This window comes from Streptomyces sp. NPDC107562, from assembly GCF_055657325.1.
Window position 1 is genome coordinate 757,835 of record NZ_JBVKBE010000002.1, and the last position, 24,613, is coordinate 782,447.

Consider the following 24,613-nt stretch of genomic DNA (forward strand, 5'->3'; position numbering starts at 1 on the left):
CGCCGCCTAACGTGACGGCATGTCGCGTCATATCCCCCGTGCGCTCAGTCTGGCCGCATCCGTGGCGTGGGGCGAACTGCGCCATGACCCCCTGAGGGCCGCGCTGCTGGGGGTACGGCTGCTGCCGTCGCCCGTGCGGCGCCGGGTCCGTCCGCTGGAACGGCGCCTGGCCGGCCGGGCCCGGACAGCGGGTCCGGCCGCTGCTCCATCCGGGGTACACGTGCCCGCGCCGCCCGCCCGCACGGCCCTGCTGCCGGTGCCGGGCCGGGTGCTCCATCTGGTCACCAACGGACTGCCGTTCAAGCACGCCGGTTACACCGTGCGCACCCAGAAGATCGCCGCGGCGCAGCGGGCCGCCGGGCTCGATCCGCACGTGGTGACGCGGGTCGGGTTCCCGGTGGCGCAGGGGGTGCTGGACGCCCGTGCGGTGCAGACGGTGGACGGAGTGCCGCAGCACCGGCTGTTGCCGTCCTGGCTGCCGTACGGGCAGGCGGCGGTGCTGGCCCGCAACGCCGAGTTGGCCGGGCGGCTGGTGGAGCGGCTGCGGCCTGCCGTGCTGCACCCGGCCACCGACCACGGCAACGGGCGGGTGGCACTGGCCCTGCGCGCGGCCTACGGGCTGCCGGTGGTCTACGAGGTGCGGGGCTTCCTGGAGGACACCTGGCTGACCCAGGCACCGGGACGGACGCCGGACGACCCGACGTACCGGGCCCGGCGCGAGCTGGAGACGCACTGCATGCGGGAGGCGGACCTGGTGCTGACGCTGGGGGCGGCGATGAAGGCGGAGATCGTGGCCCGCGGGGTGCCCGAGGAGCGGGTGCTGATCGTGCCGAACGCGGTGGACGAGGAGTTCCTGACGCCGCCGCCGGACGGGGCGCCGCTGCGGGCCCGGCTCGGCATCGCGCCGGACGACTTCGTGGTCGGCACGGTCAGCAGCCTTACTCCACACGAGGGAATCGGCACATTGCTCCATGCGGGTGCCGAGCTGAGGCGCCGTGGGGTGCCGTTGCGGCTGCTGATCGTGGGGGACGGACCCGAGCGGCCGGCGCTGTCGAGGCTCGCCTGCCTGCTGGGTCTGGACGACGGGACGGCGTTGTTCACGGGCCAGGTCCCGTACGCCCAAGTCCGCGCTTTCCACGCCGTGTTGGACGTGTTCGCGGTGCCGCGCACCGACGCCCGGGTCTGCCGGCTGGTGACACCGCTGAAGCCGGTCGAGGCGATGGCGAGCGGGCTGCCGGTGGCCGCCAGCGATCTCCCCGCGCTGCGGGAGCTCGTCAAGCCGGGAGTGACCGGGCAGCTCGTTCCGCCCGCATCGGAACAGGCTTGGGCAGATGCGATCGAATTCCTTCTTTACAGTCGAAAGCGGTCCGAATGGGGTACGGCCGCTCGTCAGATCGTGGCGCGCGACCGCACCTGGACGCGGGTCGCCGCGACCACCCGGGAGGCGTACCGCGCCCTCGGCTGTCTCTGAGGAACCGCTCGGCCGTCCGCGAGGAGCCGTCCGGCTGCCTCGCGGGAGCGGACCGGACCGCACAACTTCAGATCCGAGTCCGCCCACGGGACGGGAGCAGCCCTATGCAGGTCGACCAGTCCGAACCGCTCGGGGACAAGAACGCACAGCTCGGGGAATCAGAAATGGCCGGCACCGCCGAACTCGCGGTGATCGGGCTCGGCTACGTCGGGCTGCCGCTCGCGCGGGAGGCGGCGGCGGTCGGCCTGAAGGTCGTCGGCCTCGACAAGAACCCCCGGATCGCCGCCGGGCTCAACTCCGGGCGCTCCCACGTCGACGACGTCTCCGACGAGGACGTCCGCGCGATGCTGGCGGCCGGGTTCCGCGCCGCGACCGACGACAGCTGCCTCGCCCGCGTCCAGACAGTGGTGATCTGCGTGCCGACCCCCCTCAACGGGGACGGCGGGCCCGATCTCAGCGCGGTCACCGCCGCCGTCCGGGCGGTGGCGGGCCGGCTGCGGCCCGGACAGCTCGTGGTGCTGGAGTCCACCACCTACCCGGGGACCACCGAGGAGGTCGTACGGCCGCTGCTGGAGGAGGTCTCCGGGCTGCGCGCCGGGCAGGACTTCGCCCTCGCCTTCTCACCGGAGCGCATCGACCCCGGCAACACCGGGCACGGGCTGCGCGACACCCCGAAGGTCGTCGGCGGCTGCACCCCCTCGTGCGCCGCCCGCGCGGTCGGCTTCTACGGCAAGCTCGTCGACACGGTCGTGCAGGCGAAGGGCACCCGCGAGGCCGAGATGGCCAAGCTGCTGGAGAACACCTACCGGCACGTCAACATCGCCCTCGTCAACGAACTCGCCGTCATCAGCCATGAGCTGGGCGTCGACCTGTGGGACGCGATCCGCTGCGCCGGCACGAAGCCGTTCGGCTTCCAGGCGTTCCGGCCGGGCGCCGGCGTCGGCGGGCACTGCATACCCATCGACCCGAACTACCTCTCCTACAAGGTGCGTTCGTCGCTCGGCTACGAGTTCCGGTTCGTCGAGCTCGCCCAGGAGATCAACCGGCGGATGCCGGAGTACGTCGTCCGCCGCGCCCAGGACCTGCTCAACCACGCCGGCCGGCCGCTGCACGGCTCCCGGGTGCTGATGCTCGGCGTCACCTACAAGCCCGACGTGGCCGACCAGCGGGAGAGCCCGGCGGTGCCGGTGGCCCGGCTGCTGCGGCAGCGGGAGGCCGAGATCTTCTTCCACGACCCGCATGTCGACGAGTGGTCCGTCGACGGTGTGCCGGTCCCCCGCGTCGACGACCCGACGGCCGCCGCCGCCGGGCACGACCTGACGATCCTGCTCCAGGACCACTCCTCCTACGACCTGCCCGCCCTCGCCGACGCGGCCCGCCTGCTCTTCGACACCCGGGGGCGGATATTCCGCCCCGGTGTCGAGGTGCTGTAGCGGGCCGGGCGGAGCCGAAAGGTGCTGTTCTGATGCGGATACTCGTGGTCACCGTCGTCCACCATCCGGAGGACGCGCGGATACTGCACCGGCAGATCGCGGCGCTGGCCGAACGCGGCCACCGGATCGTGTACGCCGCCCCCTTCGGCGCCCGTGGGGTGCAGCCGCGCCCGGGTGTCGAGGGCGTGGACCTCCCCCGGGCCGCCGGCCGGGAACGCCGGGCGGCGCTGCGGGCGGCGCGCGCGCTGCTCGTGGAGCGCGGACCGGACGCGGACGTGGTGCTGCTGCACGACCCGGAGCTGCTGCTCGCCCTGCCCGGCACCATGCGCCGCTGGCGGCGTGGCGGCCGGGCCCCGGTGACCGTGTGGGACGTGCACGAGGACACGGCGGCGGCGCTCACGATGAAGCGCTGGGTGCCGACGGCGCTGCGGCCGCCGCTGAAGCTGGCGGTGCGGGCGGCGGAACGTCTGGCCGAACGGCATGTGCGGCTGCTGCTCGCCGAGGACGCGTACCGGGAGCGGTTCCGCCGGCTCCACCCCGTCGTGCCGAACCTCACGGCGGTGCCCGCCGCGCCGCCCGAACCGCCCGGCCCGGACCGGGTCGTCTATCTGGGGCACCTGTCCCGGGCGCGCGGCGCGCTCGACCTCATCGAGACGGCGCGGCTGCTGGCGCCGGACGTCCGGGTCGACGCGATCGGCGCGGCCGACGTGGATGTGCGCGGCGCGCTGACCGAGGCCGACCGCGAGGGTGTCCTCAACTGGCACGGCTATCTGCCCAACGACCGTGCGCTCGCGCTGCTCTCCGGCGCGACGGCGGGACTGTCCCTCCTCCACGACCAGCCCAACTACCGTCACTCGCGGCCCACCAAGGTCGTCGAGTACATGGCCCACGGCGTCCCCGTCGTCACCACGCCGAACCCGCTGGCGGCGGCCCTGGTGAAGCGGCACCGCTGCGGTCTCGTCGTCCCCTACGGCGACCCGGCGGCGGCCGCGGAGGCGGTACGCCGGCTGCGCACCGACGCGCGGCTGCGCCGGGACACCGCCGTCCGCGGCCGCGCGGCGGCGCTGGCGGAGCTCGACTGGGCGGAGCGGGCCGCCGAGTTCACGGACGTCCTGGAGACCTGGGCGAAGGAGGCGGCCACCGACCGCACCCCACCGAACCTCGACCCACCACCCCAGGAACCGGCGATCCACGCCGGAGGGTGAGGGAACGACGGCCCGGCGGCCCCGGGGCCGACACAAACGGCCCCACCCGTCGGCCGCCGCGCCGCACCGCCGTCGGACCCGCCGTCACACGACCCCGCCCGGCCTCCGACCCCACCCGGACGCTTGCGCGGGGCCCCCGTTACGGTGCGCCGCCACGCGAACCGGTGGGCCGTGCCACCAGCGACCGGCCTCCGGACCCACCCGAGCGCGCACCCCCGGGCACCTGCGCGGGGCGGCCCGTTGCGGTGCGCCGCCACGCGAAGCCACCGGCCGCGCCACGAGGCGACTCGCGTCGCGACCCACCCGAGTGGACCCGCCGAACGCCTGCGCAGAGCGGCCGTTCCGGTGCGCCGCCACGCGAAGCGACCGGGCGCGCCACGGGGCGACTCGCGTCGCGACCCACCCGAGTGGACCCGCCGAACGCCTGCGCAGAGCGGCCGTTCCGGTGCGGTGCGCCGCCACGCGAACCCGCCGAGGGCGGCCGGCCTCGGGCCCACCCGGACCGAGCCCCCGGACGCTTGGGCGGGGCAGTCGTTGCGGTGGGCCGCCCCGCTCCTGTCGCAGGGCGACCGGCTGCTACGGCCGGTGGGCTAGGTGCACCACCACAGGAAGCGGTCGCAGGTTTGGGTGGGGGTCGGTTTGGGGGTCGGGTCCTGGGTCGGGGGGTCCGCCGTCGGGGTGGGGGTCGGGTCCGGGGCGGGTGGGGGCGCCGGGGCGGAGGCCGTCGGGTCCGGGGCCGTGTCCGCCGGGGCGGAGCCTTCCTCCGCCGTCGGGCTCGCCGACTCCTTGTCCTCCTTCTCGTCCTCGTCCTTGGCCGACTCGGACGGGGAGGCGGACGCGGAGGAGGACGAGGAGGCCGTGGGTGTGGCGCCCGTGGAGGCGTCTGCCCCGGGGTCCTCCGACTCCTCGGACTCGTCCTCCGCGCCGCCGTCCGCCGAGGCGTCCCCGGCGGCGGCCGGTTTCGGCGCCGAGCCCGGGGCGTCCAGGCCGAGTTCGGCGAGGCTGAGGGCGCCCGCGGCCAGCAGGAACCCCGCGACGATCAGCAGGGTGCGGCGCCGCCTGCGGCGGTGGGCCGCGGCCTTGCGGTCGCGACGGCTGACGTTCGACTGGCGGCGGCGCCTGGACTCCCGCCCGGGGCCGTCGTCCTCCTCGAACTCGGCATCGTCGTCGTCGATCTCGTCGGCGTCGTCGGCATCGTTGTCGTCGCGGTCGGCGCCGCGCGGTTCGCCGGGCTCCGCGGCCCGGACCACCGTGACGACGTCCGTACGCACATCCGTCCGTACGACGGTGCGCACGACGGTTTCCTCCGCGTAGGCGCGAAGTTGATCGGAAGGTGTGCCGCACCCCGGGCAGGCGAGCGCGCCATTCAGGTGCCGTCGGCACGGGTGGCAGTAGTCCATGACGCGGGAAGGTTAAGTTTTTGATCGGTAACGTTCATAGTCGTCGCTGTGAAGGTTCTGTGCGGAACAAGCTCCTCCGGCGCGTCGGCTTGAGGGCAACCCGCGCGCATCATGCCGAAACCGGTCAGTGAAAGTCTCGAAACCGTTACCCGCCCACCCCATTGACACCCCCACCGCCCCGTCCTTACTGTCACGCCAACATTTCGAACGTGTGACGAAATATCGAACAGAGCCGACCTTCACGAGGGGCAACTGCCGTGCGCATCACCGGAATCAGCACGCACGTGGTCGGGACGCCGTGGCGCAACCTGACCTACGTCCAGGTGCACACCGACGAGGGAATCACGGGCGTCGGGGAGACCCGGATGCTGGGCCGCACCGACGCTCTCCTCGGCTATCTGAGGGAGGCCGAGGCCAACCACATCGCCGGCTCGGACCCCTTCGCCCTCGAAGACCTGGTGCGCCGCATGAAGTACGGCGACTACGGGCGGGCCGGCGAGATCGTGATGTCGGGCATCGCCGTGGTCGAGATGGCCTGCTGGGACATCAAGGGCAAGGCCCTCGGCGTGCCGGTCTGGCAGCTGCTGGGCGGCAAGGTCACCGACAAGGTCAAGGCGTACGCCAACGGCTGGTACACCACGGAGCGGACGCCGGAGGCGTACCACAAGGCCGCCCAGGAGGTCATGGCGCGCGGCTACCGGGCCCTGAAGATCGACCCCTTCGGGACCGGGCACTTCGAGCTGGACCACCAGCAGACCCGCTACGCCGTCTCCCTGATCGAGGCGGTCCGGGACGCCATCGGTCCCGAGGCCGAGCTGATGCTGGAGATGCACGGCCGCTTCTCCCCCGCCACCGCCGTCCGGCTCGCCCACGAACTGGCGCCCTTCAGGCCGGCCTGGCTGGAGGAGCCGGTCCCGCCGGAGAACCTCAAGGCCCTGGAGAAGGTCGCCGCGAAGGTGGACATGCCGGTCGCCACCGGCGAGCGGATCCACGACCGGATCGAGTTCCGCGAGCTGTTCGAGAGCCAGGCCGTCGACATCATCCAGCCGGACGTCGGCCACATCGGCGGCATCTGGGAGACCCGCAAGCTCGCCGCCACCGCCGAGACCCACTACACGCTGATCGCGCCGCACAACGTCGGCGGCTCGGTGCTCACCGCCGCCTCGCTCCAGGTCGGCTTCACCACCCCCAACTTCAAGATCCTGGAGCACTTCAACGACTTCGCGGACGCGGAGATCAAGAAGGTCGTCAAGGGCGCGCCCCAGGTGGACCCGGAGGACGGCTGCTTCCACCTCTCGCACGCCCCCGGCCTCGGCGTCGAGCTGGACACCGACGCGGCCGCCGAGTTCCCGCAGCAGCAGGCCCGCTTCGACCTGTGGGCCGAGGGCTGGGAGCAGCGCAAGCCGAAGGGGACGCGGTGAGCACGGCCGTCGTCGTCGAGGCGCCCGGCGCGCACCGGCTCGTCGCGCACACGCCCCGCCCGCCGGGCCCCGGCGAGGCGCAGGTCCGGGTGCACGCCGTCGGCATCTGCGGCAGCGACCGCGAGGTCTACCAGGGCAACCGGCCCGAGGGTTACGTCCGCTATCCGCTCACCCCCGGCCACGAGTGGTCGGGGACGGTCACGGAGACCGGCGCCGGGGTCCCGGAGTCGCTGGCCGGCCGCAAGGTGGTCGGCGAGGGCTTTCGCAACTGCCAGGTGTGCGACCGCTGCCACGCGGGCGAGACCACGCTGTGCACGGCCGGGTACGAGGAGACGGGCTTCACCCTGCCCGGCGCCATGGCGACCACCCTCACCCTGCCGGCCCGTCTCCTGCACGTCCTTCGCGACGACGCCGACCTCACCGCCGCCGCGCTGCTCGAACCCGCCGCCTGTGTCGCCGCGGCGGCCCTCAAGGCGGGCGCGAGGCCGGGCGAGCGGGTGGCCGTCGTCGGCACCGGCACCCTCGGCATGTTCGCCGCGCAGTTCCTGCGGGCCGTCTCTCCGGCCGACCTGCTGGTCGTCGGCACCCGCTCCGACCGCGCCGCCCTGGCGAGGGAGTTCGGCGCCACCGACTTCCGCACCAAGGATGAGGACCTCCCCGGCGACTTCGACGTGGTGATCGAGACGGCCGGGTCGGCCGACGCCGCCCGGAACGCCGCCGCGCTGCTGCGGCGCGGTGGCCGGCTGGTGCTGACGGGGATCCCGGCGCCGGGCGCCGAGGGTCTGGACCCGACGGACCTGGTGGTACGGCAACTGGAGGTGCACACCGTCTTCGGGGCGCCGCCGGACGCCTGGGCGCACGCGGTGCGGATGTTCGGCGCCGGGCTGCTGGATCCGCTGCCGCTGGTCACCCACGAGCTGCCGCTGACCGAGTTCCCGCACGCCATCGAGCTGGTCGGCGCCGGCGACCCGAAGGTCGGCAAGGTGCTGCTCCGCCCGTGAGCGTACGCCGGTACGGGGGCGACCTGACGGCCCCCGTACCGGCGTACTCGGCCCCCGCGTCCCCGAAGCCGCGAACCTCGTCCGAAATATCGAACACTAAGGACAGCTTGTGACCGACGCTTCCGCCACGGCCGCCCGCAGGCCCGGTGAGCAGGCACTCACCGCGCTCGGCCTGGGCGTGCCCGCCCCCGACCCCGCCGACTCCTCACCGCACACCTTCCCGGGTGGCGGCCGCTGGCGCACCGAGATCCCTTCGTGCGAGGGTCCCGAGGCGCTGGCGGTCGTCCTCAAGGAGTCCTCGCGCCTGGACGTGCCGATCCACCGGATCAGCCAGGGCAGCGGGGTGTGGATGCTGACCGACACCGAGATCACCGAGATGGTCGAGGCGACCGCCGCACGCGACATCGAACTCTGCCTGTTCACCGGACCGCGCGGCACCTGGGACATCGGCGGGTCGACCCGCAGCGACTCCCGGGGCGCCGGAGCGCGGGCGCGCGGCCACGACGCCGTCGCCGGCTGCGTCGAGGACGCCGTGCGGGCGACCGAGCTGGGGGTGAAGTGCCTGCTCGTCGCGGACGAGGGCGTGCTGTGGACACTGCACCGGGCACGCACCCAGGGCATCCTCCCGGCCGACACCACGCTCAAGGTGTCGGCGCTGATCGGGCCCGTGAACCCGGCGAGTTTCGCGGTGTACGAGCGGCTGGGCGCCGACTCCGTCAACGTGCCCAGCGACCTGACGCTGGATCACCTCACGGAGATCCGCCGGGTGTCCGGCGCCCCCATGGACATGTACATCGAGGCCCCCGACGACCTCGGCGGCTATGTGCGGATGTACGAGGTCGCCGAGCTGATCCGGCGCGGCGCACCGCTCTATCTGAAGTTCGGCCTCTCCAAGGCGCCCGGGATCTACCCCTACGGGCACCATCTGCGCGAGCTGACCCTGGCCACCGCCAGGGAGCGGGTGCGGCGCGGCCGGCTCGCCCTCGACCTGCTGGCCCGGCACGGAGCGGACGGCGACATGGCGCCGCTCGGCTCCCGACTGCCGGGCGCCCTCCGCCGGTTCGAGATCTCGTCATAACGTTCCGGAAAATTGCTTCTCAAAAGAAGACACAGCCGCGCACAATCCCACACACCTCGTCTCGGTCCCTCACCGCACACATCAAGGATGATGATCATGCGTAACCGCAGAGCCGCACTCACCGCGACGGCCGCCGCCGCCGCTCTCGCCCTCACCCTCTCCGCCTGCGGTCAGAGCGGCGAGGGCGGCAGCAAGGAGGACTCGGGCGGCGCCGAGGGCGCGACCATCGGCATCGCGATGCCCACCAAGTCCTCGGAGCGCTGGATCGCCGACGGCAACAACGTCGTCAAGGACCTGGAGTCCAAGGGCTACAAGACCAAGCTCGTCTACGGCGAGGACGACCCCGACCAGCAGGTCTCCCAGGTCGAGAACCTCATCACCCAGGGCGTGAAGGCCCTGATCGTCGCGGCCATCGACAACAAGTCGATGAACAACGTCCTTCAGCAGGCCAAGGACGCCGACATCCCGGTGATCTCCTACGACCGACTGATCCTCGGCACCGAGAACGTCGACTACTACGCCTCCTTCGACAACGAGAAGGTCGGCGAACTCCAGGGCGGCTACATAGTCGACAAGCTCGGCCTGAAGGACGGCAGCGAGAAGGGCCCCTTCAACGTCGAGCTGTTCGCGGGCTCCAACGACGACAACAACACCCGCTACTTCTTCCAGGGCGCGATGAACGTCCTGCAGCCCTACATCGACAAGAAGCAGCTGGTGGTCCGCTCCGGCCAGACCAAGCTGACCCAGGTCACCACCCTGCGCTGGGACGGCGGCACCGCGCAGAAGCGCATGGACGACATCCTGACCTCGGCGTACAAGTCCGAGCGGGTGGACGCGGTGCTCTCGCCCTACGACGGCATCTCCATCGGCATCCTCTCGGCGCTGAAGTCGGACGACTACGGCTCGGGGAGCAAGCCGCTGCCGATCGTCACCGGCCAGGACGCCGAGGTCGCCTCGGTGAAGTCGATCATCGCGGACGAGCAGGCGATGACCGTCTACAAGGACACCCGCGAACTCGCCAAGGTGGCCTCGAACATGGTCGACGCGCTGCTCAACGACAAGAAGCCCGAGGTCAACGACACCAAGACGTACGACAACGGCGCCAAGGTCGTGCCCGCCTTCCTGCTGGAACCGGTGAGCGTCGACAAGGCCAACTACCAGGAGACCGTGGTCGACTCCGGCTACATCAAGGAAAGCGACCTCTAGCAAACCGCCGTACCTAGGGATTGGAAGGCACGACCATGGCGGGACCCGTCCTGGAAATGCGCTCGATCGTCAAGACCTTTCCCGGCGTCAAGGCGCTGTCGGACGTCACGCTGACCGTCCGCCAGGGCGAGGTCCACGCCATCTGCGGGGAGAACGGCGCCGGCAAGTCGACCCTGATGAAGGTCCTCTCCGGCGTCCACCCGCACGGCACCTACGACGGGGAGATCCTCTTCGAAGGGGAGGCCTGCCGGTTCAAGGACATCCGGGCGAGCGAACAGCACGGCATCGTGATCATCCACCAGGAGCTGGCGCTGGTGCCGTACCTGTCGATCGCGGAGAACATCTTCCTCGGCAACGAGCACGCGAGGCGCGGCCGGATCGACTGGACCGAGACCCTGCGGCACGCCACCGAGCTGCTGCGCAGGGTCGGGCTGACCGACCACCCGGAGACCCGGGTCGCGGACATCGGCGTGGGCAAGCAGCAGCTCGTCGAGATCGCCAAGGCGCTGTCCAAGAAGGTGAAGCTGCTCATCCTGGACGAGCCGACGGCCGCTCTCAACGACGAGGACAGCGGCAAACTGCTCGACCTGATCCTGGAGTTGAAGAACCAGGGCATCACCTCGATCATCATCTCGCACAAGCTGAACGAGATCCGCAAGGTCGCCGACTCGGTGACCATCCTGCGCGACGGACGGACCATCGAGACGCTCGACGTGAAGGCCGCGGAGACCACCGAGGACCGGATCATCAGCGGGATGGTCGGCCGCGACCTCGAACACCGCTTCCCCGAGCGCACCCCGCACCGGCCGGAAGAGGGTGCCGCGCCCGCGCTGGAGATCCGGGGCTGGACCGTGCACCACCCGATCGACCAGCAGCGCAAGGTGGTCGACGACGTGTCGCTGGCGGTGCGGCGCGGGGAGATCGTCGGCATCGCGGGCCTGATGGGCGCCGGCCGCACCGAACTGGCGATGAGCGTCTTCGGGCGCACCTACGGCCGCTACGCGGGCGGTTCGGTCCTCAAGGACGGCCGCGAGATCCGTACGAAGACGGTGGCGGAGGCCGTGAAACACGGCATCGCCTACGTCACCGAGGACCGCAAGCACTACGGCCTGAACCTCATCGACACCATCAACCGGAACATCTCGCTGACGGCGCTGAAGAAGGTCGCCAAGCGCGGTGTGGTCGACGAGCACGGGGAGCGGCAGGTCGCCGAGGGCTTCCGCAGGTCGATGAACATCAAGGCACCGACGGTCTTCGAGCCGGTGGGCAAGCTGTCCGGCGGCAACCAGCAGAAGGTCGTCCTCAGCAAGTGGATCTTCGCGGGTCCCGAGGTGCTGATCCTGGACGAGCCGACGCGCGGCATCGACGTCGGCGCCAAGTACGAGATCTACACGGTCATCGACCAACTCGCCGCCGAGGGTAAGGCGGTCGTCTTCATCTCCTCCGAACTGCCGGAGCTGCTCGGCATGTGCGACCGCATCTACACGATGGCCGCCGGCCGGCTGACCGGCGAGTTCTCCCGGGCGGAGGCCTCCCAGGAAGCGCTGATGCGTCAGATGACGAAGGACAAAGAGGTAACGCGATGAGCACGGATGTGACCGCCAAGACCCCGGCCCCCGCGCCGGCGGGCAAGGGCGGAGCGGGCGCGGGGGGCGGCCTGCTCCAGATGGTGCTGGACGGGATGCGCCGCAACATGCGGCAGTACGGCATGCTGATCGCCCTCGGCCTGATCGTGGTGCTGTTCGCCGTCTGGACCGACGGGGACCTGCTGCTGCCGCGCAACGTCTCCAACCTGGTGCTCCAGAACAGCTACATCCTGATCCTCGCGATCGGCATGATGCTCGTCATCATCGCGGGCCACATCGACCTCTCGGTCGGCTCGCTGACGGCGTTCATCGGCTCGATGGCCGCCGTGTTCATGGTCAGGAACGACATACCGTGGCCGCTGGCGGTGATCCTCTGCCTGGCCATGGGCGCCGTCGCGGGTGCCGCACAGGGGTTCTTCATCGCCTACGGCGGCATACCGTCGTTCATCGTGACCCTCGCGGGCATGCTCATCTTCCGCGGTCTGACCGAGATCTTCCTGGAGGGCCAGACCCTCGGCCCGTTCCCGGAAGGCCTGCAGAAGGTCGCCAACGGCTTCCTGCCGGAGGTCGGACCGGAGACCAACTACCACAATCTCACCTTGTTGCTGGGCTTCGCGCTGATCGCCTTCGTGGTCCTTCAGGAGGTGCGCGACCGCAAGCGCCAGCAGGAGTTCTCGCTGGAGGTGCTGCCGCGGAACTTCTTCCTGCTGAAGCTTGTCGCCCTGGTCGCGGCCGTCCTGGTCGCCACGCTGCTGCTGGCCAGCTACAAGGGCGCGCCGATCGTGCTGCTGATCCTCGGCGTCCTGGTCGTCGGCTTCGGCTACGTGATGCGCAACGCGATCGTCGGCCGGCACATCTACGCCATCGGCGGCAACCTGCCCGCGGCCAAGCTGTCCGGCGTGAAGGACAAGAAGGTCACCTTCCTGGTCTTCCTGAACATGGGCATGCTCGCGGCCCTGGCGGGTCTGGTCTTCGCCGCCCGCTTCAACGCGGCCTCGCCCAAGGCCGGCCTCAACTTCGAACTGGAGGCGATCGCCGCGTCGTTCATCGGCGGCGCGTCGATGAGCGGCGGCGTCGGCACCGTGCTCGGCGCGATCATCGGCGGTCTGGTCCTGGGCGTGCTGAACAACGGCATGAACCTCGTCGGCATCGGCACCGACTGGCAGCAGGTCATCAAGGGCCTGGTGCTGCTGGCGGCGGTCGGCTTCGACGTGTGGAACAAGCGCAAGGTCGGTTCGTAGGTCAACCGGGCCCCGCCGCACGGCGGGGCCCCTTCCCTTGCAGGAGCCGCACATGGAACTGAGCAGACGTACAGTCCTTGCCGGAGCGGCGGCCGCGGGTGTCACCGCCGCCACCGCCGGCGGCACCGCGCACGCGACGGGAGACGGGAAGCCGGTGAAGTCGCTCTTCGGGAAGCTCGCCGACGGGACGAAGGTGTACAGCTGGGCGCTGGAGAACGGCGGCACCCGGCTGAAGGTCCTCTCCTACGGCGGGATCGTCCAGTCCCTCGGCATCCCGGACCGGCGCGGGCGGTACGCCAACGTCTCCCTGGGTTTCGACACCGTCGAGGACTACGTGGCGAAGAGCCCCTACTTCGGCGCGCTGATCGGCCGCTACGGCAACCGCATCGGCAAGGGCCGCTTCACCCTGGACGGCACGACCCACCAGCTCTCCGTCAACGACGGCGAGAACAGCCTGCACGGCGGCGCCCAGGGCTTCGACAAGCACGTCTGGGACGTCGAACCGTTCACCAGGGGCTCGGACGTCGGATTGCATCTGTACCGCACCAGCGTCGACGGCGAGATGGGCTACCCCGGAACGCTCAGGACCAAGGTCACCTACACCCTCACCCGGCACGGCGACTGGCGCGTCGACTACGAGGCCACCACCAGCAGGCCGACCGTCGTGAACCTCACCAGTCACGTCTACTGGAACCTGGCCGGCGAGTCGAGCGGCTCGATCCACGACCACGAACTCACCCTCGCCGCCTCGCGCTACACGCCGGTCGACTCCGGGCTGATCCCCACGGGGGAACAGGCGCGGGTCTCGGGCACCCCCTTCGACTTCCGCCGCGCCAAGACGGTCGGCGAGGACATCCGGGTGGCGCACGGACAACTGCTGTACGGCCAGGGCTTCGACCACAACTGGGTACTGGACAAGGGCGGCACCGCCCGCCCGGAGCACGTCGCCACGCTCAGGGACCCGTCGTCGGGCCGCACCCTGCGGATCGCGACCACCGAGCCGGGTCTGCAGTTCTACTCCGGCAACTTCCTCGACGGCACGCTGGTCGGCTCCGGAGGGACCGTCTACCGGCAGGGCGACGGGCTCTGCCTGGAGACGCAGCACTTCCCGGACTCGCCGAACAAGCCGTCGTTCCCCTCGACGGTGCTGCGACCGGGGCAGACGTACCGCACGACGACGGTGCACTCGTTCGGCGCGTGACCGCTTCCCGGCCCGGTGCTCCACACTTCCGTCACATCCATTGAACGGAGCCACCGCAACCTCCGTATGTAAGGGCGGCCCGTGCTCCCCCGCACGGGCCACCCGCACGACGGACCCGGTCCTCCCCGCCGGGTCCGCCCCAGCCGGAGGTCTCCTTGCCTGACAACGTCACCTCGCTGTTTCGCAGTACCGCTGCGCACAGCCCGTCGATGGCGGCGTTGACGCGGGAGAGCGACGGGTCGGGTCCGGTGGACTTCTGCATCCCCTGCAACCCGTACTTCCCGACCCCGGCGATGTTCGACGAGATGGCGGGCAAGCTGCGCGAGATCGTCACGTACTACCCGAGCAGCGCCGACACCATCACGGCCGAACTGTGCAGCCTGCTCCAGCTTCCGCCGCAGTGCGTGGCGATGGGCAACGGCTCGACCGAGCTGATCACCTGGATCGACCATCTGCTCGTCCGGGAGTCCCTCGCCATCCCCGTCCCCACCTTCGGCCGCTGGACCGACCAGCCCATGGAGACCGGCAAGCGGGTCGACATGTTCCCGCTCCAGGAGTCCAGCGGCTTCGCCCTCGACCTCGCGCAGTACGCCGAGTTCATCCGGGCCCGGGGCACCCGGGTCGCCGTGCTGTGCAACCCCAACAACCCCGACGGCGGTTTCGTGCACAAGCACGCGATCGTGCAGTTCATGGACGCGATGGCGGACCGAGACCTGGTCGTCGTCGACGAGTCGTTCCTGGAGTTCGCCGACGCGGAAGCCGAGCCGAGCGTCGTGCAGGAGGCGATGATCCGCCCCAACGTCGTCGTGCTGCGCAGCCTCGGCAAGAACTTCGGCCTGCACGGCATCCGCTTCGGCTACCTGGTCGCCAACCCGGCCCTCGCGGGCCGGATCCGCTCCATGCTGCCGAAGTGGAACCTCAACTCCTTCGCCGAACACGTGGTGTTCATGCTGAAGGAACACGGCCAGGAGTACGCGCAGAGCCTCCAGCAGGTCCGCCGGGACCGGCTGGAGATGGCCAGCCAGCTCTCCTCCCTCCCCGGCCTCACGGTCTACCCCTCGCAGGGCAACTTCCTCTTCGTGCGTCTGCCGGTGGGCGCCGAGGGGACCGTGGTCCGGGACCGGCTGCTCACCGAGCACCGGATCCTGGTCCGCGAGTGCGGCAACAAGATCGGATCCTCCAGCCGCTTCCTGCGTCTCGTGGTGCGCCCCCAGGTGGATGTGCGTCGCCTGGTGTCCGGCCTGGAACAGGTGCTCTACGGGACCAGGAGGGGAGCCGCCGTGCCCGAGCCGAGCACCGGGACCAGCTACAGCTCGGGCACGGCGGCGGTCGACCGGCTGGTCGGCGCCACCAACGGGGCCGGCATGCAGGGCATCGCCGCACAGGCCGTCGCGGCGGCCATGCCGGGGGCCGGCGCGGGCATGCCGATGCCGGCGGCGGCACAGGCGTATCCCCCGCCGCAGCAGCAGATGCCGCCACCGCAGATCCCCCAGCAGATCCCGCAGCAGATCCCGCAACCACAGTTGCCCTCACCGCAGCTGCCGCATCCCCATGTCCCCCAGCAGGTCCCCCCACCGCAGCTGCCTCAGCACCTCCCGCAGGCTCCGATGCAGCAGCCCCCCGTCCCCCAGCCGGCCGTGCCCCAGCCCGCCGTGCCGCAGCCGGCGGTGGCCCAGGCCGCCCCGCAGCCCCTGCCCGCGCCCACGCCGCCCGGCGTCCCCGCGCGGGGCGGCCTCACCGCGGCGCAGGTCCGGGGCACCACGGGACCGGGCGCCCCGGTCCCGCCGGCCGGCCTCGCCCCGGCGGCGACGGGCTGGCCGACGCCAACGACATGGCCGAATCCGGCGGGCATGGGGCAGGTGGGGTGAGGGCCGCAGGCCTCCCGTGACCGTCAGGCCCACAACGGCCGGAGCCGGCCCGGCAGGTCCACCTCGGCCCGCACGGTCTTTCCGGGCGCGGGATCCCGCTCCAGCACCTCCCATCGGTCGGCCAGGGCCTCGACGAGCACCAGGCCCCGCCCGGACTCGGCCCCCGGCGCCGGTGGCCGCACGTCACCCGGGCCGGGCGGCCGGGGCCCGGGGCCCGTGTCCGTGACCTCGATCCGGACGCTGCCGGGGACGAGCGAGAGCCGCAGTTCGAAGTCCCGTCCCGGCACCCTGCCATGGGTCACGGCGTTGGCGGCCAGCTCGGCGACGACGACGGCCACGGAGTCGAGTGCGGCGGTGTCGTCCGGGACTCCCCAGACGGCGAGCTGACGCAGCGCGAGGTGCCGGGCGAGCCGGGCGCCCCGGGGTGTGGAACGCAGCCGTTGGGTGAACACACGTACGGTAACCGGGTTCTGCGGGGCGGAAGGTGCGGTCATGCGCCCAATCTGACGCCCGGGCGGACCGGTTCACCAGGTCGGCGGCGCGTACGCTGCGCAAGCGTACGCGGTCACCAACTGGACAGTACTCGTCACCGAACGTGAGCATGGCGGGTGGGAGGTGTGCCATGGGTCATGGCGTGAGCGCTGCCGGGCAGGGTGGCGAGCCGGAGGCGTCGGACAGTCTGCGGACGTTCGGGGCGGTCGTCCAGGCATTACGGGAGCATGCGGGCTTGAGCAGGGAGGAGTTCGGGTCCCGGGTGGGGCTGTCCAAACACACCGTGGCGTCCATCGAGTTGGGCCGGCGCATGCCGGATCCGGGATTCGCGGAGCGCTCGGAGGACGTCCTCGGGAACACGGGGGCGTTGCGCAAGGCGGCGCCGTGCGTCGCCCGGCAGCCGGGGCTCGCGGCGTGGTTCCGGCAGTGGGCGCGACTGGAGGGGGCGGCCATCACGCTGTCCACGTACGAGTGCCGGCTGGTTCCCGGGCTGTTGCAGACGGAGCCGTACGCGCGGACCCTGTTCACCAACCAACTGCCGCCCCTCGGCGACGAGCAGATCGAGGCCCAGTGGGCCGCGCGGGCCGAACGTCAGCAACTGCTGCGGCGGCGGCCCAACACGGCGTTCAGCTTCATCCTGGAGGAGCACCTCTTCCGGCGCCGGACCGGCGGAGCGGCGGTCACCCGGCACCTCCTCGACCACGTGCTGGAGCTGGCCGCGCTGCGGAACGTCGAAGTGCAGATCATGCCGACGGAACAGGAGACCCACGCGGGTCTGGACGGTCCGATGCAGCTGTTGGAGACGCCGGAGAACAAGTGGTTCGCGTACTGCGAGGGGCAGGAGAACGGCCAGTTCATCGCCGACCGGAAGAGGGTCAGCATGCTTCAGATGCGGTATGCCAGGATGCGCTCACAGGCTCTCACCCTCAAAGACTCGATGAGCCTTCTGCATCTGATGCGAGGAGACCTATGAGCACCAGCGATCTGGCCTGGTTCAAGAGCAGCTACAGCAGCGGCGGTTCCGGCGACTGCGTCGAGGTCGCCCTCACCCCCTCCATCGTCCACGTCCGGGACTCCAAGCACCACCAGGCCCCTCACCTGGCCCTTTCTCCGCAGGCCTGGACCGGATTCGTGTCCCGCATCGACGACACTCCCCCAACCCCGTGATCCCACGGCCCTCATTGGCTAGGCTCGCCCGGTCAACCTGACTGTGCGGTACACGAGTTGAGGGGAACTGCATGTCCCTGAGCGAGCGGCAGCCCTTGTGCACCGTGGAAGTGCCCACGAACGACGGCGGCGACGTCGTCCGCGTCCAGGTGAACGACGTCGACGACAGCCTCGTACGCGTGGGCCGGGGCGGTCGCGCGGTGGCGCGCGCCGAGCAGTCGCTCGACCAGATCCTGGAGGTCGTGCGGCCCGTGGCGGACGCGTTCGTCGGCCAGTGCCGGGAGATGACGCGGCCACCGGACGAGGCGACCCTGGAGTTCGGCATGTCCCTCTCGGCGGACGCCAAGGTACTGATCGCCGGTTCGTCGGCGGCGGCGAACTTCTCCGTCAGCCTGACCTGGCACGCGCAGCACGGCATCGAGGGCCAGGGTTAGGGCCAGGACCACGACGGGGGCGTCGGTGACGGGACACGAACTGATCGGCACCGGGGAGCCGGAGTCGGCGATGGCGTCGGCGGTGGTCCGGGTCAGGGGACAGGACGGCACCATCGCCGGCGCCGGCTTCCTGGTGACCGGCGAACTGCTGGTCACCTGCGCCCATGTGGTGTCCGACGCGCTCGCCCTGCCCCGTGACACCGCCGTCGCCCCGGGCGCCCGGGTCACCGTCGACCTGCCGCTCGCGGACGACGTCCCGGCCGCGACGGCGGAAGTACTGCACTGGGTACCGACCAGGGACGACCAGAGCGGCGACGCCGCCGTGCTGCGGCTGGCCGGCCCGCTGCCCGGGGCGCACCCGCTGCCGATGGCCGACGCCCGCAACGTCTGGGACCACGAGACCCGGGCCGTCGGGTTCCCCGACGACCACCCGGACGGGATCTGGCACGAGGGCCGCTTCCGCGGTCCCACCGGGCGCGGCTGGGTGCAGTTGTCGCGGGCGGACGGGCAGGCGGTCCACGTCAGACCCGGCTTCAGCGGGAGCCCGGTCTGGGACGACGAACTCGGCGCAGCCGTCGGCGTGGTCGTGGCGGCCCAGCCGGTGCGCGAGGCGCAGCAGGCGTTCGTGCTGCGCACCGGGGCGCTGGTGCGGGAGATACCCGAACTGGGCGCCGTTCTGCTGCCGAAGACGCCTTTCCGGGGCCTGAAGCCCTTCCAGGAGGCCGACGCCGAGGTCTTCTTCGGCCGGGAGGAGGACGTCGACAGGGCGGTCACCGCGCTGCGCGGCGACCAGCCGGGCGTGACCGTCTACGGGCCCTCCGGATGCGGCAAGTCCTCGCTCGCGTTCGCCGGCGTGGTTCCCAGGATGCGCCGGGACGGGCACGACGTGCTGGTCGTCGACTGCGGACGCGTCGAGTCGCTGCGCGCGGCCCTCGCGACCGAGTTGTTCGAACTGTCCGGGGCCGACGGATCGGGGCCCGCACGGGCCGAGGGCGCCGACCAGGTGGAGGCGTGGCTGGGAAGGCTGGGCCTCGCCGACACGTTCCACCGTGTCACGGGCCGTCCGGCCGCGCGTCTGCTCGTCGTCCTCGACCAGGCCGAGGCGCTGCTGAACGCGCCCGAGGCACAACTCACCGGCGCCCTGGACCTGCTGTTCCCCCAGCGGCGGCCACCCGGCCTGCGGGTCCTGGCCACCTTGCGGGCCGACTGCATGGACGCCGCCCTGAACCACCCGCACCTGGGACCCGCGCTCCGCCGCGGGGCGACGCTGCCGCTGACGCCCATGGGCCGGGACCAGCTCCACGCGGTGATCACCCGGCCGGTCCAGGGCGTCCCGGCGGTCGACTACGACCCGGGGCTCGACCGGCGCATCCTCGACGACGCGGGGGGCGAGCCGGGGATCCTCCCGCTCCTCGGCTTCGTGCTGGAGCAGTTGTGGGAGCAGCAGAGCGCCGGCCGGCTGCGGGCGGCGACGTACCAGGACATCGGCGGAGTGTCGGGCGCCCTGCGACGCCATGCCGAGGAGGCCTGGCGGGAGTGCGTCCCGCCGGGCGGCGAGGCGGCGGGACGGCGACTGCTGGCGGGCCTGGTGCGGGTGGTGCCGGGCGGCGACGTCACCCTGCGGCGGGCACTGCCCCGCGAGGAGGCCGGGGAGGAACGCTGGCGGCTGGCCCAGGCACTGGCCGGGCGGCGCCTGCTGGTGCTGTCCGGCGGTGACGGACACCCGGAGAGCGTGGAGCTGGCGCACGAGGCGCTGATCACGGTGTGGCCGGTCCTGGCCGAACTGGTCCGCGACGACGCCGACTTCCTGGCAGCACGGGCCGAGGTGCAGCACGACCTGGAACGGTGGCGGAAGGCGGACCGTCCCGCCGCCCTGCTGCCCCGGTCGGCCCAACTCGCCACCGTGGAGGCCCGGCTGCGGGGGCGCTTGCAGGAACTGACCGAGCAGCAGCGCGAATTCCTCGGCCTGGCGCGGCAGCTGCGCCGGACGCGGGCGCGGCGGACCCGGGCGAAGTGGGGCGCGGCGGCCTTGGCCTTCGCGGTGATCGTGGGTCTGGGCACCTTCTGGTGGCAGGCGTCGCGCACCGGGGAGCAGCGGGCGGCCGAGGGGAGGTCGAGGACGCTCGCGGTGCAGTCGGACGAACTGACGGACACCAACCCCGGACATGCCGCGCTGGCGGCGATGGCCGCCTACGAGATCGCCGCGACGCAGGAGGCGCGCAGCGCCCTCCTGCGCCGGTACGCGGAGCTGAGGCAGGTCAAGTGGACGCTCACGGGCGTCGAAGGGAGCATCCACGCCACGGCCATGAGCGTGGACGGCCGGGTGACGCTGGTGATCTCCGAAGGCGGCCGGGCGACCCTGTACCTGCGCGACGGTGCGGGCCGGGTCCGGCAGGAGAACCTCGCGCTCGGGCCCAACGTCATCCTCCCGGTGGTCAGCCGGGACGGGCGGCGGATCGCCTACGTCCGGGACAAGGACGCGGTGACGGTCTGGCACGACGTCACGCCACGGGGAAAGCGGATGATCGGGCCCGCGCACGAACTGACCGGTGCGCTCGACGGCCGCACCGCCGCGACCGAGGAAGGCAACGACAAGGTGGTCGCCTTCTCCCCGGACGCGCGCTTTCTGGTCGAGATGTCGGCGTACTCGAAGTCGCTCCCGGTACGGGTGTGGGACCTGGAGACGGGACGGCCGCGCGTGCTGCCGGACCGGGTCGCCGACCTCGGCGGGATCTGGTTCGGGCCCGACGACGACACCCTGGTGGCCACCAAGGGCTTCCCGCTCTTCGGGCCCGTCTCACTGATCACCGTCGACGTCCGGACCGGCAGGGTACGGGAGCTGGCCGACGGCCTCGACGCGAACGGCACCCGGGTCTCGCGCGACGGCGGCGTGGCGATCACCTGCCGGCGCCTCGGTGACTCCGGTCTCGGAGAAGCCCGCTACGAGGCCGTCCGGCTGACGGACGGGAAGGTGCTGCGCCGCCACGACACGGGCCGCGACGCGGCCTGCTCGACGCCCCTCCTCGACGAGCGGGGAGAGCGCTTCGCCCAGTACGCCGGAGACCACGCATGGCACCTCGTGCCCCTCTCCGAGGACCGCAAGGCAAGAGAGTTCACCGGCCCCATGGTCTCCTCGTACGACGACGGCTCCGACCTGCCCCTGCTGGGCTCGGCGGGCGAGCCCGCGATCCCGGTCGTGGGCGAGACCTCGGTCGACGTGCACGAGCTGACGGAGGCCGCCGGCCACACGGCCTACGGTCCGCCACGGCTGCTGGGCGACGGGAGCCGCATGCTGGTCCGGGTGGGCGAGCACGGCGAGAGCCTGCGGATCGTGGAGACCGAGGGTGCGGGACGGACCCTGGCCGAGGCGGACGTCGACGCGCGGACCCCTCCCTCGGCGGAGGATCAGGCGCTCGCGGTCAACGGCTCCCAGACGCTGGTGGCCGACGTCTCGGACCTGCGGCGGATCACCGTCCGGGCGCTGCCTTCGCTGCGTCGCGTCGCCGACTTCACCACGGCGGCACCCCCACGGGACGCGGAAGGACAGCAGGCGCTCCTGCACTTCGAGTTCCTGGACGACGAGCGGCTGGTGACGGTCGCCGGGACGCGCGTCGAGAGCTGGGACGCCCGCGAGGGACGCCGTCTGTCACCCCCGATCGACCTGGAGGACCTGCGGCTGACCACCGAGGACCGGCCGGACTATTCCGTGCGCCCCCACCGGGAGCCGGGACACGTGGGGGTCACCGTGGCCGGCGAACCGGACCTGCACGCGGTGGATCTGCGCACCGGCGAGGAGAACAAGGCCCTGCGCATCCGGCTCGCGGACAACCTCCGCGTGGCGACGTTCCTGAAGGACACCCGGTACGTCGCCGTGCTGACCACCGGACGCATCGTGGAGCTGTGGTCGGTCGCACCGGGGCAGCCGTCGAGGAAGGTGATCGGTGCCCTCGGCCCCCTGCGCCCGAACCGGTGGGCCGTGGGCAGCGCGGGGGGCGGCGAGTACTTCGTGGCCACCGACAGTTCGGTCGTCTTCCTCGACGCGGACGAGCCCGCCCACCGCGAGTCGTACGACTTCGACGTGAACCAGCGGTTCGTGGCCGCGACACGGGACGGCACGGCCCTCCTCGGCTCTCCCGTGCTGTCCAGCTACTCCTGGGACGCGTACGAACCGGGCACTCTGAGCCTGATCCGCCTCGACCCCGCCCTGTGGAAACGGCACCTGTGCCAGGTCCTGGGCCGGGACCTCACGGCGGACGAACGCGCCGGACTGCCCGGCACCCTGCCCGACGAGATCTGCCCGGACTGAGGCCCGGAACCCCTCAGCCCCGCCCCCACTCTCCAGCGCTCTCGTCCAGCACTCTCCTCCAGCACTCTCCTCGAGAAAAACGATGCACAGTCGGTGCGAGTTGAAGGCCCCCGGCGCCCGGTCGCACGGTGGGGAGCGGGACGACGGAGGAGTACCGCTCGGCTGAGGGGGCCACGCAGCATGTACGCACAGCGGATCGTCGACGAGGACCTGGAGGCGCGGTTCGCCGAAGGGGACGACGACTGCCTGGCCGCGATGTACCAGCGGTTCGGGCCGCTCGTCCACGCGCTGGCCAGCCGTTCGCTCGCGGACCGGGGCGAGGCGGAGGACGTCACCCAGGCGGTGTTCCTCGCGGCGTGGCGCGGCCGGGCCGGCTTCGCCCCGGAGCGCGGCGCGCTGTCCGCCTGGCTGGTGGGCATCACCCGGCGCAAGGTGGCGGACGCGCTGGCGGCCCGGTACCGGCGTACCGAGCTCGCCGAGGTCGCCGGTTCGCTGCTGGCCGGCCGGGCCGCGCGGGCGGCGGCGGAACCGGACGCGGCCATCGACCGCGTGCTGGTGGCGACCGAACTGGCGAAGCTGTCCTCACCGCAGCGCCAGGTGCTGCGCCTCGCCTTCTACGACGACCTCTCCCAGGCGCAGATCGCCGACGTCACCGGCTGGCCGCTGGGCACGGTCAAGAGCCACGCCCGCCGGGGGCTGCACCGCCTCGCCCGCTGCCTGCGCGAGGACGTGGGCACGGCGAACGCGTGAACTCGGGCGGGCGGTGCATCCAGGAGCGGGTCCGGCGCGGAAGCAACAGCATCATGAGTACGCGTCCCGGCACTGCGCACCGGGACCGGGCACGGCCGCGAGGGAGCCTTGGTGCGGGACGCAGACGTAGTCGTCATCGGTGGCGGTGCCGCGGGGTTGTCGCTGGCGCGGCGGCTCACCGGGCCCCTGGTGCGCGACCGGCGGCCCCTGACGGTGGCCCTGGTCGACGCGCCGCCCGGCGCCTTACGGCCGCCGCCGCGGACGTGGTGCTACTGGGAGGCGGCGGGCGGTGAGTACGACGGTGTCGTCCACGCCGAGTGGGGGCGCCTGCGCGTCACGGGCGCGGACGGCGCGGCCGTGGTGCGCGATCCCGGTCCGCTGCGCTACAAGATGATCCGGTCCGTCGACTTCGAGCGGTGGGCCGACGAGGAACTCGCCCGGTCCGGATGCCTGCGGTACGAGGCCGTGGTCGAGGACGTACGGGACGTTCCCGGCGGCGCCGAGGTGTGCGGATACGACGCCGGCGGCGCCCCCGTGCGGCTGCGGGCCCGCTGGGTGTTCGACTCCCGGCCGCCGCACGGGCCGCGACCGGCCAGGACCACGCTCCTGCAGCACTTCCGCGGCTGGTTCGTACGGACCTCACGCCCCGCCTTCGAACCGGGCGTGGCCGACCTGATGGACTTCCGCGTCCCGCAGCCGCGGCACGGCCTCGCCTTCGGGTACGTCCTGCCCCTCGGCCGGCGCGAGGCGCTGGTGGAGTACACGGAGTTCTCCGCCGAGGTCCTCGACGACGACGCCTACGACCGGGCGCTGACGCTCTACGCCGCCGAGGTGCTCGGCCTCCGGGCCCACGAGGTGACGGCGGTGGAGCAAGGAGTCATCGCGATGACCGACGCCCGCCTGCCCCGCCGGGCGGGCGGCTCCGTCTTCCCGATCGGGGTGGCGGGCGGGACGACCCGCCCCGCGACCGGCTACTCCTTCGCCGCCGCCCAGCGCCAGTCGCGGGCGATCGCGGCGGCGCTCGCCGAGGGCCGTACGCCGCTCGCCCCCGACCCGCACGGAGCGCGGTCCCGCGCCATGGACGCCGTGCTGCTGCGCGCCCTCGACACCGGGCGGGTGGACGGGTCCGCCCTGTTCACCGGGCTGTTCGGGAAGGTGCCGGCACCGCGGCTGCTGCGCTTCCTCGACGGCCGGACCAACGTCCTGGAGGACGTCGCGGTGGGCTTGCGCACCCCGGCCCGGCCGATGCTGCGCACCGCCCTGGAACTGCCCTTCCTGCCCCGGCGCCCGGCCGAGCGGCGGCCCGTGCCCATCGGGCGCCCGCCCCGGCCGTGACCCGGCTCTCCACCGCCG

At 72.1% G+C, this 24,613-nt stretch carries 19 protein-coding genes; 17 read left to right on the top strand and 2 right to left on the bottom strand.

Annotation, left to right across the window (positions count from 1 at the left end; all coding sequences use genetic code 11):
• The first annotated feature begins 19 nt into the window (after window positions 1-19).
• The 3 genes from ACZ7LV_RS09240 to ACZ7LV_RS09250 all read left to right on the top strand — a co-directional run bounded on the left by ACZ7LV_RS09240 (window position 20) and on the right by ACZ7LV_RS09250 (window position 4,109).
• Window positions 20-1,471, top strand: a complete 1,452-nt coding sequence (locus ACZ7LV_RS09240) for a glycosyltransferase family 4 protein (RefSeq protein WP_471937347.1) — start codon at window positions 20-22, stop codon at window positions 1,469-1,471.
• 164 nt (window positions 1,472-1,635) lie between these two features.
• Window positions 1,636-2,904 carry a nucleotide sugar dehydrogenase gene (locus ACZ7LV_RS09245; RefSeq protein WP_471937803.1) on the top strand — a complete coding sequence of 423 codons (1,269 nt, stop codon included), beginning with the start codon at window positions 1,636-1,638 and terminating at the stop codon, window positions 2,902-2,904.
• A gap of 32 nt (window positions 2,905-2,936) precedes the next feature.
• Window positions 2,937-4,109 carry a glycosyltransferase gene (locus tag ACZ7LV_RS09250; RefSeq protein ID WP_471937349.1) on the top strand — a complete coding sequence of 391 codons (1,173 nt, stop codon included), beginning with the start codon at window positions 2,937-2,939 and terminating at the stop codon, window positions 4,107-4,109.
• A gap of 590 nt (window positions 4,110-4,699) precedes the next feature.
• On the opposite strand, the gene ACZ7LV_RS09255 is transcribed toward ACZ7LV_RS09250, so the two are convergent.
• Window positions 4,700-5,509, bottom strand: a complete 810-nt coding sequence (locus tag ACZ7LV_RS09255; protein ID WP_471937351.1) for an SCO2400 family protein — start codon at window positions 5,507-5,509, stop codon at window positions 4,700-4,702.
• 257 nt (window positions 5,510-5,766) lie between these two features.
• Here ACZ7LV_RS09255 and ACZ7LV_RS09260 point away from each other — a divergent pair, with 257 nt between their 5' ends.
• The 8 genes from ACZ7LV_RS09260 (at window position 5,767) to ACZ7LV_RS09295 (ending at window position 16,111) form a co-directional block, all read left to right on the top strand.
• Window positions 5,767-6,930, top strand: coding sequence for a mandelate racemase/muconate lactonizing enzyme family protein (locus ACZ7LV_RS09260; protein WP_471937353.1), 1,164 nt, complete (start codon window positions 5,767-5,769; stop codon window positions 6,928-6,930).
• Complete coding sequence (locus tag ACZ7LV_RS09265; protein WP_471937355.1) at window positions 6,927-7,931, top strand: zinc-dependent alcohol dehydrogenase; 1,005 nt, start codon at window positions 6,927-6,929, stop codon at window positions 7,929-7,931. The genes ACZ7LV_RS09260 and ACZ7LV_RS09265 overlap by 4 nt, the downstream gene beginning before the upstream one ends.
• 109 nt (window positions 7,932-8,040) lie before the next feature.
• Window positions 8,041-9,009 (top strand): hypothetical protein, encoded by a 969-nt coding sequence (locus ACZ7LV_RS09270; protein ID WP_471937357.1) that lies wholly within the window; start codon window positions 8,041-8,043, stop codon window positions 9,007-9,009.
• 96 nt (window positions 9,010-9,105) lie between these two features.
• Window positions 9,106-10,215, top strand: coding sequence for a multiple monosaccharide ABC transporter substrate-binding protein (gene chvE, locus ACZ7LV_RS09275; RefSeq protein WP_471937359.1), 1,110 nt, complete (start codon window positions 9,106-9,108; stop codon window positions 10,213-10,215).
• Window positions 10,216-10,250: 35 nt separating this feature from the next.
• Window positions 10,251-11,801, top strand: coding sequence for a multiple monosaccharide ABC transporter ATP-binding protein (gene mmsA / locus ACZ7LV_RS09280; RefSeq protein WP_471937361.1), 1,551 nt, complete (start codon window positions 10,251-10,253; stop codon window positions 11,799-11,801).
• Window positions 11,798-13,042: a multiple monosaccharide ABC transporter permease gene (gene mmsB, locus ACZ7LV_RS09285; RefSeq protein ID WP_365451164.1), complete on the top strand. Its 1,245-nt coding sequence runs from the start codon at window positions 11,798-11,800 to the stop codon at window positions 13,040-13,042. Before mmsA ends, mmsB begins: the two co-directional genes overlap by 4 nt.
• A 52-nt stretch (window positions 13,043-13,094) precedes the next feature.
• Window positions 13,095-14,243, top strand: a complete 1,149-nt coding sequence (locus ACZ7LV_RS09290) for an aldose epimerase family protein (protein ID WP_471937363.1) — start codon at window positions 13,095-13,097, stop codon at window positions 14,241-14,243.
• Between the two features lie 155 nt (window positions 14,244-14,398).
• Entirely contained in the window at window positions 14,399-16,111 is a 1,713-nt protein-coding gene (locus tag ACZ7LV_RS09295; protein WP_471937365.1) for a pyridoxal phosphate-dependent aminotransferase, read from the top strand.
• A 23-nt stretch (window positions 16,112-16,134) separates the two neighbouring features.
• Here ACZ7LV_RS09295 and ACZ7LV_RS09300 read toward each other — a convergent pair whose 3' ends face one another.
• Window positions 16,135-16,605 carry an ATP-binding protein gene (locus tag ACZ7LV_RS09300; RefSeq protein ID WP_471937367.1) on the bottom strand — a complete coding sequence of 157 codons (471 nt, stop codon included), beginning with the start codon at window positions 16,603-16,605 and terminating at the stop codon, window positions 16,135-16,137.
• A gap of 128 nt (window positions 16,606-16,733) precedes the next feature.
• Here ACZ7LV_RS09300 and ACZ7LV_RS09305 point away from each other — a divergent pair, with 128 nt between their 5' ends.
• The 6 genes from ACZ7LV_RS09305 (at window position 16,734) to ACZ7LV_RS09330 (ending at window position 24,595) form a co-directional block, all read left to right on the top strand.
• On the top strand, window positions 16,734-17,576 hold the full coding sequence (locus ACZ7LV_RS09305; RefSeq protein ID WP_471937369.1) for a helix-turn-helix domain-containing protein: 843 nt from the start codon (window positions 16,734-16,736) through the stop codon (window positions 17,574-17,576).
• Window positions 17,573-17,770, top strand: a complete 198-nt coding sequence (locus ACZ7LV_RS09310; RefSeq protein ID WP_471937371.1) for a DUF397 domain-containing protein — start codon at window positions 17,573-17,575, stop codon at window positions 17,768-17,770. Before ACZ7LV_RS09305 ends, ACZ7LV_RS09310 begins: the two co-directional genes overlap by 4 nt.
• A 71-nt stretch (window positions 17,771-17,841) precedes the next feature.
• Window positions 17,842-18,204, top strand: a complete 363-nt coding sequence (locus tag ACZ7LV_RS09315; RefSeq protein ID WP_471937373.1) for a CU044_2847 family protein — start codon at window positions 17,842-17,844, stop codon at window positions 18,202-18,204.
• A 25-nt stretch (window positions 18,205-18,229) separates the two neighbouring features.
• The gene (locus tag ACZ7LV_RS09320) at window positions 18,230-22,510 is read left to right on the top strand and encodes an nSTAND1 domain-containing NTPase (RefSeq protein ID WP_471937375.1); all 4,281 of its coding nucleotides are present in this window, start codon (window positions 18,230-18,232) and stop codon (window positions 22,508-22,510) included.
• A 180-nt stretch (window positions 22,511-22,690) separates the two neighbouring features.
• Complete coding sequence (locus ACZ7LV_RS09325) at window positions 22,691-23,260, top strand: sigma-70 family RNA polymerase sigma factor (RefSeq protein ID WP_471937377.1); 570 nt, start codon at window positions 22,691-22,693, stop codon at window positions 23,258-23,260.
• A gap of 111 nt (window positions 23,261-23,371) precedes the next feature.
• Complete coding sequence (locus ACZ7LV_RS09330) at window positions 23,372-24,595, top strand: lycopene cyclase family protein (RefSeq protein WP_471937379.1); 1,224 nt, start codon at window positions 23,372-23,374, stop codon at window positions 24,593-24,595.
• The last annotated feature ends 18 nt before the right edge of the window (window positions 24,596-24,613 follow it).

Bases quoted from the DNA above. Each gene is read 5' to 3' on its own strand.
- ACZ7LV_RS09250 (WP_471937349.1), top strand. From the start codon at position 2,937: ATGCGGATACTCGTGGTCACCGTCGTCCACCATCCGGAGGACGCGCGG.
- ACZ7LV_RS09310 (WP_471937371.1), top strand. From the start codon at position 17,573: ATGAGCACCAGCGATCTGGCCTGGTTCAAGAGCAGCTACAGCAGCGGC.
- ACZ7LV_RS09300 (WP_471937367.1), bottom strand. From the start codon at position 16,605: ATGACCGCACCTTCCGCCCCGCAGAACCCGGTTACCGTACGTGTGTTC.
- ACZ7LV_RS09315 (WP_471937373.1), top strand. From the start codon at position 17,842: ATGTCCCTGAGCGAGCGGCAGCCCTTGTGCACCGTGGAAGTGCCCACG.
- ACZ7LV_RS09305 (WP_471937369.1), top strand. From the start codon at position 16,734: ATGGGTCATGGCGTGAGCGCTGCCGGGCAGGGTGGCGAGCCGGAGGCG.
- ACZ7LV_RS09240 (WP_471937347.1), top strand. From the start codon at position 20: ATGTCGCGTCATATCCCCCGTGCGCTCAGTCTGGCCGCATCCGTGGCG.
- mmsB (WP_365451164.1), top strand. From the start codon at position 11,798: ATGAGCACGGATGTGACCGCCAAGACCCCGGCCCCCGCGCCGGCGGGC.
- chvE (WP_471937359.1), top strand. From the start codon at position 9,106: ATGCGTAACCGCAGAGCCGCACTCACCGCGACGGCCGCCGCCGCCGCT.
- ACZ7LV_RS09245 (WP_471937803.1), top strand. From the start codon at position 1,636: ATGGCCGGCACCGCCGAACTCGCGGTGATCGGGCTCGGCTACGTCGGG.
- ACZ7LV_RS09325 (WP_471937377.1), top strand. From the start codon at position 22,691: ATGTACGCACAGCGGATCGTCGACGAGGACCTGGAGGCGCGGTTCGCC.
- ACZ7LV_RS09255 (WP_471937351.1), bottom strand. From the start codon at position 5,509: ATGGACTACTGCCACCCGTGCCGACGGCACCTGAATGGCGCGCTCGCC.
- mmsA (WP_471937361.1), top strand. From the start codon at position 10,251: ATGGCGGGACCCGTCCTGGAAATGCGCTCGATCGTCAAGACCTTTCCC.
- ACZ7LV_RS09290 (WP_471937363.1), top strand. From the start codon at position 13,095: ATGGAACTGAGCAGACGTACAGTCCTTGCCGGAGCGGCGGCCGCGGGT.